15 protein-coding genes are annotated in these 14458 nt (G+C 70.2%); 9 read left to right on the forward strand and 6 right to left on the reverse strand.

Features of this window, described 5'->3' with window-relative positions:
- Positions 1 to 4 precede the first annotated feature (4 nt).
- The 3 genes from menE to RM1_RS04930 all read left to right on the forward strand — a co-directional run bounded on the left by menE (position 5) and on the right by RM1_RS04930 (position 3181).
- Entirely contained in the window at positions 5 to 1165 is a 1161-nt protein-coding gene (gene menE / locus RM1_RS04920; RefSeq protein ID WP_072750261.1) for an o-succinylbenzoate--CoA ligase, read from the forward strand.
- 187 nt (positions 1166 to 1352) lie between these two features.
- Positions 1353 to 2351, forward strand: coding sequence for an ATP-binding cassette domain-containing protein (locus RM1_RS04925; protein ID WP_072750262.1), 999 nt, complete (start codon positions 1353 to 1355; stop codon positions 2349 to 2351).
- Positions 2348 to 3181 (forward strand): ABC transporter permease, encoded by an 834-nt coding sequence (locus RM1_RS04930; protein WP_072750263.1) that lies wholly within the window; start codon positions 2348 to 2350, stop codon positions 3179 to 3181. Before RM1_RS04925 ends, RM1_RS04930 begins: the two co-directional genes overlap by 4 nt.
- Before the next feature lie 61 nt (positions 3182 to 3242).
- Here RM1_RS04930 and RM1_RS04935 read toward each other — a convergent pair whose 3' ends face one another.
- Positions 3243 to 6464 (reverse strand): AfsR/SARP family transcriptional regulator, encoded by a 3222-nt coding sequence (locus RM1_RS04935; protein ID WP_245816045.1) that lies wholly within the window; start codon positions 6462 to 6464, stop codon positions 3243 to 3245.
- Between the two features lie 167 nt (positions 6465 to 6631).
- Between RM1_RS04935 and RM1_RS04940 the strand changes: the two genes are divergently transcribed.
- Complete coding sequence (locus RM1_RS04940) at positions 6632 to 7501, forward strand: 1,4-dihydroxy-2-naphthoate polyprenyltransferase (RefSeq protein WP_072750265.1); 870 nt, start codon at positions 6632 to 6634, stop codon at positions 7499 to 7501.
- Positions 7502 to 7548: 47 nt separating this feature from the next.
- Here the strand turns inward: RM1_RS04940 and RM1_RS04945 are convergent, their stop codons facing one another.
- On the reverse strand, positions 7549 to 7935 hold the full coding sequence (locus RM1_RS04945; protein ID WP_027500704.1) for a phage holin family protein: 387 nt from the start codon (positions 7933 to 7935) through the stop codon (positions 7549 to 7551).
- Between the two features lie 67 nt (positions 7936 to 8002).
- On the opposite strand from RM1_RS04945, the gene RM1_RS04950 reads away from it, so the two are divergent.
- Together RM1_RS04950 and RM1_RS04955 are read left to right on the forward strand one after the other, a co-directional pair.
- Positions 8003 to 8548, forward strand: a complete 546-nt coding sequence (locus RM1_RS04950) for a GNAT family N-acetyltransferase (RefSeq protein ID WP_072750266.1) — start codon at positions 8003 to 8005, stop codon at positions 8546 to 8548.
- A gap of 72 nt (positions 8549 to 8620) precedes the next feature.
- Complete coding sequence (locus RM1_RS04955) at positions 8621 to 8926, forward strand: hypothetical protein (RefSeq protein WP_072750267.1); 306 nt, start codon at positions 8621 to 8623, stop codon at positions 8924 to 8926.
- 22 nt (positions 8927 to 8948) lie between these two features.
- Here RM1_RS04955 and RM1_RS04960 read toward each other — a convergent pair whose 3' ends face one another.
- From RM1_RS04960 to RM1_RS04970, 3 genes are all read right to left on the reverse strand, one after another.
- On the reverse strand, positions 8949 to 9917 hold the full coding sequence (locus RM1_RS04960) for an IS481 family transposase (RefSeq protein ID WP_072750268.1): 969 nt from the start codon (positions 9915 to 9917) through the stop codon (positions 8949 to 8951).
- 105 nt (positions 9918 to 10022) lie between these two features.
- The gene (locus tag RM1_RS04965) at positions 10023 to 10598 is read right to left on the reverse strand and encodes a Clp protease N-terminal domain-containing protein (RefSeq protein WP_072750269.1); all 576 of its coding nucleotides are present in this window, start codon (positions 10596 to 10598) and stop codon (positions 10023 to 10025) included.
- 4 nt (positions 10599 to 10602) lie between these two features.
- Positions 10603 to 10818 (reverse strand): hypothetical protein, encoded by a 216-nt coding sequence (locus RM1_RS04970; RefSeq protein WP_027500706.1) that lies wholly within the window; start codon positions 10816 to 10818, stop codon positions 10603 to 10605.
- Between the two features lie 115 nt (positions 10819 to 10933).
- On the opposite strand from RM1_RS04970, the gene RM1_RS04975 reads away from it, so the two are divergent.
- A complete protein-coding gene (locus RM1_RS04975; protein WP_072750270.1) occupies positions 10934 to 11236 on the forward strand; it encodes a hypothetical protein in 303 nt (100 codons plus the stop codon).
- Between the two features lie 38 nt (positions 11237 to 11274).
- Here RM1_RS04975 and RM1_RS04980 read toward each other — a convergent pair whose 3' ends face one another.
- Positions 11275 to 11751: a DUF8021 domain-containing protein gene (locus tag RM1_RS04980; protein ID WP_072750271.1), complete on the reverse strand. Its 477-nt coding sequence runs from the start codon at positions 11749 to 11751 to the stop codon at positions 11275 to 11277.
- A gap of 184 nt (positions 11752 to 11935) precedes the next feature.
- Here RM1_RS04980 and RM1_RS04985 point away from each other — a divergent pair, with 184 nt between their 5' ends.
- Positions 11936 to 12409 (forward strand): cupin domain-containing protein, encoded by a 474-nt coding sequence (locus RM1_RS04985; protein WP_072750272.1) that lies wholly within the window; start codon positions 11936 to 11938, stop codon positions 12407 to 12409.
- 142 nt (positions 12410 to 12551) lie between these two features.
- Entirely contained in the window at positions 12552 to 14441 is a 1890-nt protein-coding gene (locus tag RM1_RS04990; RefSeq protein WP_072750273.1) for an ABC transporter ATP-binding protein, read from the forward strand.
- Positions 14442 to 14458: the final 17 nt, after the last annotated feature.

Genomic DNA, 14458 nt, shown 5'->3' on the forward strand with positions numbered 1-14458 from the left:
ATCCGTGACCGGCACGCTCGAGGTCCTGCCCGTCCGATCCGGCCCGGCCGCCCGCGAGGCACTCTCCCGGCTCGAACGCGCGCTGGCGGGCAACGGCCCGGCACTGCTCCCCGTGCCCGCCGACGACGACCGCGAGATCCGGCGCCTGACCGATGCCCTGCGCCCGGGTGAGCCGATCGACGAATCGACCGCCCTGGTCGTCGCGACATCGGGGACCACCGGGACACCCAAGGGCGCCCTGCTCACCGCCGCCGCGCTGCGCGCCAGCGGCGAGGCCACCCACGCCCGCCTCGGCGGGCCTGGATCGTGGCTGCTGGCACTCCCCGCCCACCACATCGCGGGGATCCAGGTGTTGTTGCGCGGCCTGCTGGCCGGCGCCGAACCCGTGATCATCGACGTCGCAACGGGTTTCGACCCCGGCCTGCTGCCGGATGCCGTCGCGGCGATGACCGGGCCGCGACGCTACACCTCGCTGGTGCCGACCCAGCTGATCAAAGCGCTCGAGCACCCGGCGGCGACCGCCGCACTGGCCGAACTCGACGCGGTGCTGCTCGGCGGCGCCGCCACCCCGGCGCCGGTGCTCGAACGGGCACGCGCCGCGGGCATCACGGTCGTCCGCACCTACGGGATGAGCGAGACCTGCGGTGGCTGCGTGTACGACGGGGTTCCGCTCGACGGGGTGCGGGTGCGGATCGCGGACTCCCGCGTGCTGCTGGGCGGGCCGGTGCTGGCCTCGGGATACCGCGGGCAGCCCGACCATCCGGCGTTCGCCGAGCCCGGCTGGTTCCGCACCGACGACGCGGGCCTGCTGTCGGACGGCGTGCTGTCGATCACCGGCCGACTTGACGAGGCGATCTCGACGGGCGGGCTGACGGTCGTCCCGCAGGTGGTGGAGGCCGCGCTGTCCGCCCATCCCGCGGTGGCCGAGTGCGCGGTGTTCGGGGTGCCCGATGCGCGGCTCGGCCAGCGCGTTGCGGCTGCGGTGGTGCCTGCCGCAGGCGCCGTGCCGACCCTCGAGGATCTGCGTGCCCACGTCGGACGGACCGTGGATTCGACCGCGGCGCCCCGTGAACTGCACCTGATGGCCGCGCTGCCACTGCGCGGACCCGGCAAGGTGGACCGCCGGGCACTGGCCGAGCAGTTCACCGCCAGCGCGACGGGATAACCCTCCCAGCAGCACGACGCGATCCTGGACGCGCACTCCAGGCCGCCTACCGGGGCGAAGTCACCTCGCTTGCACCGCGAACGCATCGATCGGTCGCGCCGTGACAACGCCTGCATGCGCGACGCAAGGCCCGTGCAAGGGCGGCCCCGCACTGTTGTGTCATTCGAATTCCACGAAAGGACACCGCATGAACCTCTCGGTTCCCCCCGCCATCGAAGCGGTCGGGTTGGTCAAGCGATTCGGCGACGCCACCGCAGTCGACGGCGTCAGCCTCACCGTCCCCACCGGTTCCGTCTACGGCGTGCTCGGCCCCAACGGCGCGGGCAAGACCACCACCGTCCGGATGCTCGCCACCCTGCTGCGACCCGACGGCGGTCAGGCCCGGATCTTCGGCCACGACGTGGTGCGCGAACCCATCGCCGTCCGCTCGCTGGTCGGCGTCACCGGCCAGTACGCCTCTGTGGACGAGGACCTCACCGCCACCGAGAACCTGATGATCTTCTCCCGGCTGCTCGGCCTGTCCCGATCGGACGCGCGCCGCAAGTCCGCCGAGCTGCTGGAGGAGTTCGACCTCGTCGAGGCCGCGACCAAGCCGCTGAAGAACTTCTCCGGCGGCATGCGCAGGCGCCTCGACCTGGCCGCCAGCCTGATCGCGCACCCGCCGCTGCTGTTCCTCGACGAGCCGACCACCGGTCTCGACCCGCGCACCCGCGCCCAGATGTGGGAGACCATCCGCCGACTCGTCGCGGAGGGGTCCACCGTCTTGCTGACCACCCAGTACCTCGACGAGGCCGACCAACTGGCCGACCGGATCGCGGTCATCGATCGCGGCAAGGTCATCGCCGACGGCACCGCCGACGAACTCAAGGCCTCGGTCGGGATGTCCGCGCTGCAGCTCAAGCTCGTCGACAAGGCGCGCGTCGAGCAGACCCGATCGCTGCTCGCCGAGTCGCTCGGCGTCGAGGTCGCGATCACCCCCGAGGCGGGCAGGCTCACTGCCCCGCTGACCGATCCGTCGGTCACCCCCGAGCTGCTGATCAGGCTGCGCGAGCACGGGATCGCGGTCGACGAGATCACGGTCAGCAAGCCCAGCCTCGACGAGGTCTTCCTCACCATCACCGGCCACGGAACCGACGAATCCGATTCCGCCGCAGCCGAGTCCGATACCGAACGGAGCGTCGCATGACCACCGCCACCCTCGCGCCCGACACCAGGACCACCCACCCGGGGCCGCCACCGGCGGCTCGGTCGATCAGCCTGAGCCAGACCGTCGCACAGTCGATCACGATGGCCCACCGTGGTCTGATCAAGCTCAAGCACAATCCCGAGCAGCTGTTCGACGTGGTGATCCAGCCGCTGATCTTCACTGTGATGTTCACCTACATCTTCGGCGGCGCCATCTCCGGCGACGTCGAGTCCTACCTGCCGATCATCATTCCCGGCATCCTCGTGCAGACCGTCATCACGGCCTCGATCGTCACCGGCACCCAGCTGCGCGAGGATATGGACAAGGGCGTGTTCGACAGATTCAAATCCCTTCCCATCGCCCGCATCTCGCCGCTCGCCGGCGCGCTGCTCTCGGACATGGTCCGCTACTTCATCGCCACCACCATCACCTTCGCGATGGGCCTGGCGATGGGCTACCGACCGGGCGGCGGCGTGATCGGCGTCGTCTCGGCCGGGCTGCTCGTCATTGTGTGCGCGTTCGCCATCAGCTGGATCTTCGCGCTGATGGGTGTGCTGATGAACAAGGCCTCGTCGGTGCAGGGCATCTCGATGCTCATCTTGTTCCCGCTGACCTTCATGTCCAACGCGTTCGTGCCCGCCGACACCATGCCGGGCTGGATGCAGGCCTTCGTGAACGTGAACCCGGTCTCGCACGTCGTCACCGCCGTGCGCGATCTGGCCAACGACGGCCACTTCGGCATCCACGTCGTGTGGTCCCTGCTCGGTGCCGCGATCATCGTCGCGGTGATGGCGCCGCTGACCGTCCGGACCTACATGCGCAAGACGTAACTGATTCGGCCACCCGTGCGCGCGTTCACCCCGACCTGGGGGGGACGCGCGCACGGTTGTGTCAACGCTCGCGCAACGCCGCGAGGATCTCGTCGCGTGCGACGCGCCGCGGCATCCGTTCGACCCGAGCCAGCTCCGCGTCCACCCGGTCCGCACCGAGTGCCTTTCGCGCCGCGGCGAGGTGCCGCGTCCTCTGCATCGACGGAAGGTCCTGTCGGGCAGCGACCCTGGTCGACAGGGCGATCATCCGCAACCCGCCCTCGGGGTTCCTCCCGGTCGCGATGTCGAAGCTGCCAACCGCGCACGCCACCCCACCGGTCTGCGGCAGATCCGGGTAACCGTCCGGGCCGAGGTGCGTCATGACCAGCCCCGCGTAGGTGTCGACCAGGTCCGCGATCTCTTCCCCGCGACCGGCGAGCGCGTGCGCGGCCACCGCCGCCGCCAACAGCATGAAGCCGAACGGATCGGGGTTCTGCCCCGCGTTCTGCCAGCCGACCAACTCCAGCGCGTGGCGGTATCCGCGCAGGCCGGCGTCCACCGAGCCCTCGGCCAGGTCCACCTCCGCCATCGCCGCCGCGATGGCGCCCGCGCTCTGTCTTGCATCGCCAAGCCCGAACGTCGAACGATCTCCCGCGGCGGACAGTTCCAACTGCTCGACAGCCGACCCGCCCGCGACCATCTCCCGTCGTGCCTCCTCGACCCGGCCCGCACCGACCAATGCCGCCCCGATATAGCTGCGCAGCGTGGTGCTCTCCTCGTACGCGTGCAGGTCCCAGAGCAACTCGGCTGCCCGCCGGTAGTGCCCGACCGCCTCGCCGTACCGCGCGGACTGCCCGGCCAGGCTGCCGAGGTGCTGTAGCACCATGGCCATGCCCCAGACGTCCCCGCCCGCCTCCGCGAGTTCCCTGGCCGCCGTGGCGTCGGCCCAGGAGCCGTACAGGTCCCCGCTGTTCTCCCGCAGGTTGGCCCGCGCCATGTACGCCGACGACCGTGCCCCCGGATCCTCGGACCGGATCGCGCGAGCGAGCTTGCGGGCCAGCCCCTTTCCCGTTGCGGGCATGACCACCAGCGAGGCGTTCATCCGCACCACCGCGTCGATGTCCGTCCGGGACGCGAGGACCCAGCGGAGCCTCAGCCGGGTCACCGCCAGCGCCCTTCCGACGCCACCGAATGCGGTGTGGCCGACGATCACCAGGTAGGTCAGTGCCAGGCAGTTCCCGGACAACAGGTCCGGGCCGTGCCGCCTCGGGTCGATCTCGAGGACCCGGGGCGCGAACCCGATCACCTCGGAATGGGCCCCACGGAAGGACCACGTGACACCGAGCACCGGGAACACCGTGAGTGCGCCCACCCCGTCACCGACGGACAGCGTGTGGCGAAGCACGGCGAGGAGGTTGTCGTGCTCGGCCTCGATCCGGAGGGCAGTGACGACCTGATGGCCGTCCAGGAAGTCCCGCACCGCGTCGAGGCAGAACGTCCGCGCCCAGGCGACAGTGCGCGCGGCGACCTCCCCCGACTCGTTCTCGCGGGCCAACTGCCCCTCGCCGAATTCCCGCACGGTCTCGAGCATGTGGTACCGCAGCCCCGACGAGTCTGCACCCTCGACGACCGAGAGCATCGACTGGTTGACCAGTCCGTCGAGGGCATCGGCGATGTCGGTCACCTCTCCCCACTGGGCCACCTCGACGGCAGCGGCGAGGGTGAAACCCGCAGGGAACCTGCACAATCGGCGCAGCGCGGCCTGCTGGTCCTGCTCGAGCAGATTCCAGCTCCACTCGATCACGGCCCGCAGGGTACGGTGCCGCTCCGGCGAGGTCCGGTCGCCGGAGCGCAGCAGCGCGAACCTGTCGTCGAGCCTGGCGTTGATCTCCGCCACGCTCATCGTGCGAACCCGGGCGGCGGCCAACTCGATGGCGAGCGGAAGCCCGTCGAGCGTCCGGCACAGTCGCGCGACCTCCACCGGATCGAGCAGGGCCGCCGGACGCACGGCCAGCGCACGGGTCCGGAACAGATCCGTTGCGGGCGATCCGGACTCGTCGATCACCAGGGGCGGCAACGGGTACACGGCCTCGGCGGTGATCGCCATCGGGGCCCGGCTGGTGGCGAGCACGGTCAGGTTCGCACTGGCCGCCACCAGGTCGGCCACCACCTCGGCGACGTCGTCGATCAGGTGCTCGCAGTTGTCCAGGATCAACAGCGTCGGCCGGGCCGACAGCGCCTCCCGGAGCCGGTCGCGAGCGTCGTAGCGCCTTGCCCTTGTCAGCGCGGTGCCCGGGGTGAGCTCCGCCTCGCTGAGCCCGAGCGTGCCGCTGATGGCCGCGACCACGTCCTCGCCGCTGCGCAGGGACGCGAGCTCGACGAGGGCGACAGGAACCCGCTCCGCGGCCCGCGAGCCGAGCGCGTGCGCCACCCGGGTCTTCCCGGTTCCGCCGGGACCGAGCACCGTCACCACCCGGGAGGTCGCCAGCAGGTCCTCGATCGCGTCCAGGTCCGCCTCGCGCCCCAGCAGCGCGTTCGGCGCCGCGCGCAGGCCGACCGCCATCAGGGCCGGCCGGGGCGCTGGGCGGGTGGGCTCCGGCGCCTCCCCCGAGGCCGCGCGCACCGGCAGGTCTCCGTTCAGCACAGCGGCATTGAGCCGCACCAGCCGCGGCGAGGGGTCGGTGCCGAGCCGGTCCGCCAGCCGCGCGCGGAGTCCGGCGAACACCTCGAGCGCGTCGTTCGCGCGACCGAGTCCGTACAGCACCACCATCAGCTGTTCGTGCGCACGTTCGTCGAGCGGGGCGCGCGCTGCCATCTGCTCGGCCAGCGGCAGCGCCTCGCCCAGCTCGCCAACCCCGACGAGGGCGACGACCTCGACCACGTCCAGCGCGGCCAGTCGCGCGTGCCCCTCCTCGACCAGCTCCCGCGCCAGGTCGCCTGCAGGCAGATCGGCACCAGGCTCCCCGCGCCAGAGCGCCCTTGCCCTGCGGATCGTGTCGATCGCCCCGCGCGGATCACCCTCGGCCATCAGCTGCTGTGCCTGCTGCTCCCACATCCGCGCGAGTGTGAGGTCGACCTGCGCCCGGGTGAGGTCGAGCCGATACCCGGCTGGCCCGATCTCGATCGCTCCCTCGGGCAGCGCCCCGCGCAGCCGCGAGATCTGGGTGTGCAGCGCATTGATCGGTGAACGCGGAGGAGTCTCTCCCCACACGTCCTCGATGAGTGACTGGGCGCTGCGGCTGCGCCCCGGCCTGCCCGCGAGGGCCACCAGCAGGCTGCGCGCCCTTGCCCCAGGCAACGGCACCAGCTCACCGCCTCGGCGCGTCGAGATTTCGCCCAAAAGGGACACCACTATCAGTGGCCGTGGATCAGCGGTCACTGCGGAGTCGCTCGTTTCGGGTTGCACCGGCGACAATGCTAATCGGAGCGGCGGTCCACAGCCGGATTGTGGGTAGGTGCAAGGATCGCCTCATGGCTTCTGTCTCGCAGTGGATCGAGGGTGCCCGACCGCGCACCCTGCCGAACGCGATCGCCCCGGTGCTGGTGGGTACCGGCGCCGCGGCCTCCCTCGACGGCGCGGTGTGGTGGAAGGCCGTGCTGGCGCTGGTGGTCTCGGTGGCGCTCATCGTCGGGGTGAACTACGCCAACGACTACTCAGACGGGATCCGTGGCACCGATGACGTCCGGGTCGGACCACTGCGGCTGGTCGGCTCGAAGCTGGCCTCGCCCGCCGCCGTGAAGCGGGCCGCGTTCATCTGTTTCGGGCTCGCCGGGGTGGTCGGGGTGGTGCTCGCACTGACCTCCGCCTGGTGGTTGATCCTGGTCGGCGCGCTCTGTATCGCCGGCGCCTGGTACTACACCGGCGGCAGGAATCCGTACGGGTACAGCGGGTTCGGCGAGGTCGCGGTGTTCGTCTTCTTCGGCCTGATCGCCGTACTCGGCACCCAGTTCGTCCAGGCGGAACGGATCGACTGGGCCGGCGCGGTCTCGGCCGTCGCGGTCGGGTCGTTCTCGAGTGCGGTGCTGGTGGCGAACAACCTGCGTGACATCCCCACCGACACTGAATCCGGCAAGCGCACCCTCGCGGTGCGGCTCGGCGATCGGGGCACCCGCACCCTGCACCTGGCACTGCTGGTGGTGCCGTTCGTCGTGACGCTGGTCCTGGTGGCCCGTACGCCGTTGGCCCTGGTCGGACTGCTCGCACTTCCGTTGGCGGTCAAGGCCAATGCCCCGGTGCGCTCCGGCGGACAGGGCCTGGCCCTGATCCCGGCGCTGGCCGGGACCGGGCTGGCGATGCTGGTGTGGGGCGCGACCACCGCGCTGGCGCTCGGCCTGGGCTGAGGACCCTCCAGAACGCCGAGCAGCCGAACGGCGCGGCCCCGGTTCCCTCAGCGCTTCGCCGAGGGCACCACCGCGGTGAGCACGAAGTTCACGATCGAGATGATCAGCGCACCCCAGACCGCCGTCCAGAACCCGTCCACGGAGATCCCGAAATCGGTCGTCTCGGTGATCCAGGAGGTGAGCAAGAGCATCAGCGCGTTGATCACCAGGGTGAACAGGCCGAGGGTCAGGATCAGCAGGGGCAGCGACAGCAACTGCACCAGCGGCTTGATGAAGGCGTTCACGACCGTGAACACGAACGCGATGAACACGACCACCAGGATGTCGTTGCCCGTCCCCCCGTCCGAGGTGGTGGCGATGTCGATGCCGGTCACCCAGGAGGCGGCCAGCCAGATCGCGATCGCATTGATCGCCAGACGAATCAGGAAAGTCATGGGTGCATGCTGGCACATCGGCGAGGCACGGGCGGCGCGGCGGCGGCCCAGCCGCTAGAAAGGACGGGTGATCCGTTCGGCCACCACCACAGACCTCGTCCACCTACCTGCCATCGAGATCGCCGCGGGCCTGCCGTTCCGCTCGGTCGGGATGGACGCGGTTGCCGACGACGCTCCACCGACGGTGAGCGAGCTGGCCGAGTATCAGCGCGCGGGCCGCGCCTGGGTCGCGACATCGGAGGACGATCTCCCGATCGGTTACGCGCTCGCCCTTGTGGTCGACGGCACCGCTCACCTCGAGCAGGTGTCCGTCGATCCCGCCCACGCGGGGCGGCGGCTGGGGGCGGCGCTGATCGACGAGGTCGAGCGCTGGGCCGCCGAGCGGAAGTACCCCTGGCTGACCCTCAGCACGTTCGCCCAGGTGCCATGGAACGCGCCGTACTACGAGCGACTGGGGTTCCGGGTGGTGCCCGCCGACGAGCTGACGCCCGGCCTGAGGGCGATCCGTGAGCACGAGGCGGACCGCGGCCTCGACGCGTGGCCCCGGGTGACGATGCGGCGCATCGTGGGATCGGCACTTTCCCCGCGGCCGGACCGGCGCGATACTGACTGAGGGAGGGCCCCGGCCGGGCTCGCGCACGCGGACGACCCGGGCGGCGCAACACCGGGGGCACGAGGAGCCATCATGAGCGTGGTCGTCATCCTGCATTTCGACGTCGCGGATGTGTCCGCGGCCAAGCAGTCACTCGCCGACAACGCCGCCTTGCTCGAGGAGATCAGCGGCGACGCGAAAGGTCACGGTGCCCGTCATCACCGGTTCGCGGCGAACTCGGGCGGATTGGTCGTGGTCGACGAGTGGGACAGTGCGGAGGGCTTCCAGCGCTTCTTCGACGGCAACGACAAGGTCGCACGGGTCACGGCCGCGGCAGGCGTCCAGGGCCCGCCGACGATCGAGGTCCTGGATCCGGTCGAGGCGGCAGGCACCTTCTGACCGGGCAGGCCGCCCCCAGGCCCTAGGTGTAGTTCCCGGGGACGTTGTGGACGCCGACGCGGCCGATGGGTGACTTGCCTCCGATCCCGGTGTGGGGTCGGTGGTGATTGTAGTGATGGATCCACTGCTGGTAGGTCGCTGCACGGGCCGCTTCGGAGGTGTACGTCTGGGCGTAGGCCCATTCGGCGGCGAGGGTGCGGTTGAATCGCTCAACCTTCCCGTTGGTCTGCGGTCGATATGGGCGGGTCCGCTTGTGGACGATTCCACCCAGTGCGGCGGCGAAATCTTTTGACCTATAGCAGGATCCGTTGTCGGTGAGCACCCGTGTGACGGTGATTTGGTGGGCGGCGAAGAAGGTGTTGGCGCGGTTCCAGAACCCGGCGGCGGTCTCCTTACGTTCGTCGCAGAGGATCTCGGAGTACGCCAGGCGGGAGTGGTCGTCGACGGCGTGGTGCAGGTAGGCGTAGCCCATCGCGGAGCGGTTCCTGCGGCCTATCTGGCGGCCGATCCTGCGGTGTCCACCGCCGTCGGGGATGCGACCGAGTTTCTTGATGTCGACGTGGACCAGGTCGCCGGGCTTGTCGTGTTCGTAGCGTCGGGCGGGCTCTCGCCGGACGGGCAGGCCGGTGGCCTGGTCGAGGTGGACGAGTTTGGGCATCTTGTAGCGCCGCAGGACCGCCTCGACGGTCGATCTGGCCAGGTGGAGGTGGTAGGCGATGCGGTGTGGTCCCCAACGGCGGGTGAATCGCAGCCCGATGATGCGGCGTTCGGTGCGGGTCGGGGTTTGGTGCGGGCACGAGTGTGGTCGCGACGAACGATCGACCATGCCGGCCTCGCCTGCGGCGCGGTAGCGGTCCGCCCACTTCTTCGTGGTCGACGGTGAGCACTGAAACCGTTCGGCGGCGCGACGGAGGGACCAGCCATCGGCGACGACGAGCCGTGCGAGGGCCAAACGACCACGGGGAGACAGGAAGGCATTAGCGTGTGACACGAGGACCTCTCGGTGGTCGGGGTGTGTGTGGTAACCACACCGATACCGGAGGTCCTCGCCTACTTCGTCACGGCACGCCGTTCGCAACCTGTCTGGGAACTACACCTAGGCCGCGCGGTCGAGCAGTTCGAGAATCCGCCTGCGCAGGTCCGCCGGGTCGAGCTGCGCCGCCATCACGTCGCGGGCACCCGCATCGTCTCCGCACAGGATGCCGAGCAGGATGTGCTCGGCACCGATATGGTCGTCCTTGCGCGCCAGTGCTTCCCGGAGTGAGAGCTCGAGAGCCTTCTTCGACGCCGCCGTGAACGGGACGTGCCCGCCGACCAGCCGCCCGAACCAGCCGCGCCGTTCGCCCGGTTCCGCACGATCGAGGGCGTTCTCGCCGAAGCCGGCGTCGAGGCTCTCCCGCACCGCGTCGAGATCGATGCCGATCGATCGGAGCGCCTCGGCGTCCTCCGCGCCGAGCGCCTGACCGCTCCGCGCCTCGGCGACCGCTGCCCGCGTCGCGTCGAGAGTGAGTCCGGCATCGTCGAGCGTGCGCCCCAGCGGTGTGCCCTCCGCCGCCGCGACGACGCCGAGCAGCAGGTGCTCGGTACCGATCTGCGGGGACCCGAGCGCCCTTGCCTCCGCCTGCGCGCCGATAACCGCGGTGCGCGCCTCGGTCGTGAACCGTTCGAACATGCCGCTACCTGCCCTTCCTGTTGTGTTTCTGGTGAACTGCCTGCCTGCTGACCTCGAGCGAGTCGGCGATGGCCTGCCAGGACCAGCCCTGCCTGCGGGCGTTCTGGACCTGGATCGTCTCCAGTCGTTCGAGGAGCCTGCGCAGTGCGAGCACCGCCCGCAGGCCCACCTTGGGGTCGGGGCTGCCCGCCGCGGCCGCCAGATCCGTTGCTTCGGTCATGTCTGTCAATCTAAATTGACACGTCGAACGTGTCAAGCAGGGTTGACACGAGTGGTCGCGGCCGGCCGGCGGTTACCGTGGTGATGAGTTGACGTCGACCAGAGGAGCTATACCGATGGCACTGCCCAAGACCGCCGTATCCGCGCTCGCCGCAGGAGGACTCGTCGGCGGCTTCGCCGTCGCCCAGCAGACGGGCAACCGACCGCTCGGCGGCGCCGTGCTGGCCGCGGTCGGCGCCGTGTGCACCACCAACTGGGCGCGGAGCTCGGGACCAGCGCGGGGCGCCGCGCTGCTCGCCACCTACCTCGGCGCGTTCGGCGCCTCGCATCCGCTGGCGAAGAAGATCGGCGCGTGGCCGTCGGTTGGCGCCGTGGCCGCGGGCACCGCGCTCGCCTCGCAGTTGATCAGCAAGGACTGAGTCCGGACCAGGGGCCCGTCAGCCCGCCTGCCGTCCGCTCAGAAGAGTGACTTCGGCCTGATGTGCGCGACGATGGCGTGGATGGTTCCGTCCGGGACCTCGAAGGTCTCGGTGATCTCGACGGTCATCAGACGCACGTCACCGACGCCGGCGTCCAGCAGATACGTGGTGGTGACCACGTCGCCGGACTCGGACATCCGCAGGTCCCTGATGCCCCGGATGACCCGGTACTGCGGGCCGTGCTCGAGGTCGCGGGTCATCTGCGGGCCGGAGAAGCCGGTCTTGAGCCCGGCCTCGACCCTGGTCGCGTCGGGGGCGAACTTCACGGCGGACGCGTCGTGCGAGACAAGCGCGTCGATGTAGGCCCGGGCCACCGCCTCGCGCTCGGTGTCGACCCGCGTCGGGTCGGCCGACACGGCGGGACCGGCGGCCGCGGGTCCCGCCGTGGCCACGACGGCCACCACGGCCATGGCGATTCCGGCGGCCGACAGGGCGAGAACTCGACTGGTGCGCATGGACGAATCGTAGCTAGAACCTGTTCCAGATGCGACGGGATCCGGGCGGACACGCACTGAATCCCGTCGTCCGTTCCGTCGCGGAATCGACCGGACTGCGAGACGATCGATACAGGCGAGAGCCGTGCCGCGGGCAATCCCGCCCCGCCGCCGCCCCGGTTCTCCGAACCGAACGGATCCGGACATGACCGCCGTGACCAAGTTCGCCCGACTGGCCGTACCCGCCACCCTCGCCGCACTGTGCGCGATCAGCGTCGGCGCTCCCGCCCTTGCCACCCCGCCGACTGGCGTGACCGCGGAGACCCTCGCCGAACTCGAACTCAATCCGATCCTGCTCCCGCCGCCGCCACCCGGGCACCCGCCGGTCTCCGACGAGGTGGAGGGCACCCTGCGCCGGATCGTGATCGCGCCGGGCGGCAGCACCGGTTGGCACCACCACAACGGACACGTCCAGGGGATCGTGGCCGCGGGCACGCTGACCCGGGTGCTCGCCGACTGCTCCCGGCAGACCTCGCCCGCGGGCTCCTGGGTCACCGAGGATCCCGGCGACGACCACGTCGGGCTGAACCTCGGTACCGAGCCGGTGGTCCTGCTGGTGACCTACGTGCTCCCCGACGACGAACCATTCTCCGAGGACGCGCCCGCGCACTGCCCCTGAGTGCACTCGACAGTGACGGACGAACCGACTTGACCTCAAGTTAACTCGAGGTTTTACGGTCGGTGCAGACGGGCGGGGAATCCGGGTATGTCGGACCCCCTCCGTAGCGTTGCACCGGTCACAACAACCCGAGAGGTCCACCATGAGCATGGAATCCGTCGCGTGGAGCTCGATGTACCGCATGATGAACTCCCACGACGAGAAGCGGCCGTTCTCGATGGCGACGGTCCGTCGAATCCTCGGCTTCGCCAAGCCGCACCACCGCAAGCTCGCCCAGTTCCTGCTGATCAGCGTCGTCACTGCCGCGCTGGCCGTCGCCACCCCCGTGCTGGCCGGACGCGTGGTCGACGGCATCGTCAACGGCTCCGACACCAGCGTCGTGATCAAACTCGCGGTGCTGATCGCGCTGATCGCGATCGTCGAGGCCGGCCTCGCCCTCTACAACCGCTTCCTGTCCGCGAGCATCGGCGAGGGCCTGATCCTCGACCTGCGGACCGCGGTCTTCGACCACGTGCAGAAGATGCCGATCGCGTTCTTCACCCGCACCAGGACAGGGGCGCTGGTCAGCCGTCTCAACAACGACGTGATCGGCGCCCAGCGGGCGTTCAGCGACACCCTCTCCGGGGTCGTCGCGAACCTGGTCACCCTCACCCTGACCCTGGTCGTGATGCTCAGCATCTCCTGGCAGATCACCCTGCTCTCACTGCTGCTGCTTCCCGTGTTCGTGTTGCCCGCCCGCCGGATCGGATCGCGGATGGCGCACCTGCAGCGCGAGGCCGCGAACCACAACGCGACCATGAGCACCCAGATGACGGAGCGGTTCTCCGCTCCCGGCGCGACGCTGGTCAAGCTGTTCGGTCGCCCCGCGGAGGAATCCGCTGAGTTCGCGACCCGCGCGGGCCGGGTGCGCGACATCGGGGTTCGCACCGCGATGGTGCAGTCCGCCTTCGTCACCGCGCTGACCCTCGTCTCCGCGCTTGCCCTCGCGCTGGTCTACGGACTCGGCGGTTTCTACGCACTCAAGGGTCAGCTCGACGCGGGTTCCGTTGTGGCCCTTGCCTTGCTGCTGACCCGGCTGTACGCCCCGCTGACCGCGCTCGCGAGCGCACGTGTCGAGGTGATGAGCGCGCTGGTCAGCTTCGAGCGGGTCTTCGAGGTGCTCGATCTCGAGCCGCTGATCGCCGAGAAGCCGAACCCGCTTCCGGTGCCGGACGGGCCGGTGTCGGTGGAGTTCGACAAGGTGCGCTTCGCCTACCCGTCCGCGGACAAGGTGTCACTGGCCTCGCTCGAGGAGGTCGCACAGCTCGACAACCGCGGCGGTGTCGAGGTCCTGCACGAGCTGTCGTTCCGCGTGGAGCCCGGCCAGATGGTCGCACTGGTCGGCTCGTCCGGCGCCGGCAAGTCCACCATCGCGCAACTCGTGCCCCGGCTCTACGACGCCGACTCCGGCGCCGTGCGGCTGTCCGGCGTTGACGTGCGTGAGCTGTCCGCCGCCTCGATCCGCGGCGCGGTCGGGATGGTCACCCAGGACGGTCATCTGTTCCACGAGTCGATCCGGGCGAATCTGCTCCTGGCCCGGCCCGAGGCGACCGAGGAGCAGCTGTGGGAGGTGCTCGGCCGGGCCCGCCTGACCGAGCTGATCGAGGCCCTGCCCGACGGGCTGGACACCGTCGTCGGTGAGCGGGGATACCGCCTCTCGGGCGGCGAGCGTCAGCGACTGACCATCGCCCGTCTGCTGCTCGCGCACCCGCGGGTGGTGATCCTCGACGAGGCCACCGCGCACCTGGACTCCACCTCGGAGGCCGCGGTGCAGGCGGCACTCGGCGAGGCACTGGCCGGCCGGACCTCGGTGGTGATCGCGCACCGACTGTCCACGATCCGGGCGGCGGACCTGATCCTGGTCATCGAGGACGGCCGGGTTGTCGAGCGCGGCACGCACAACGAGCTGCTCGCCGTCGGCGGACGGTACGAGGAGCTGTACCGCACCCAGTTCGCGGACACCGACGCGGAGGCGAAGGTCGCCGCGAGCTGAGAGGTCGGGCAGGCCGC

Source organism: Rhodococcus maanshanensis NBRC 100610 (assembly GCF_001894865.1).
Taxonomy (GTDB): Bacteria; Actinomycetota; Actinomycetes; order Mycobacteriales; family Mycobacteriaceae; genus Rhodococcus_G; species Rhodococcus_G maanshanensis.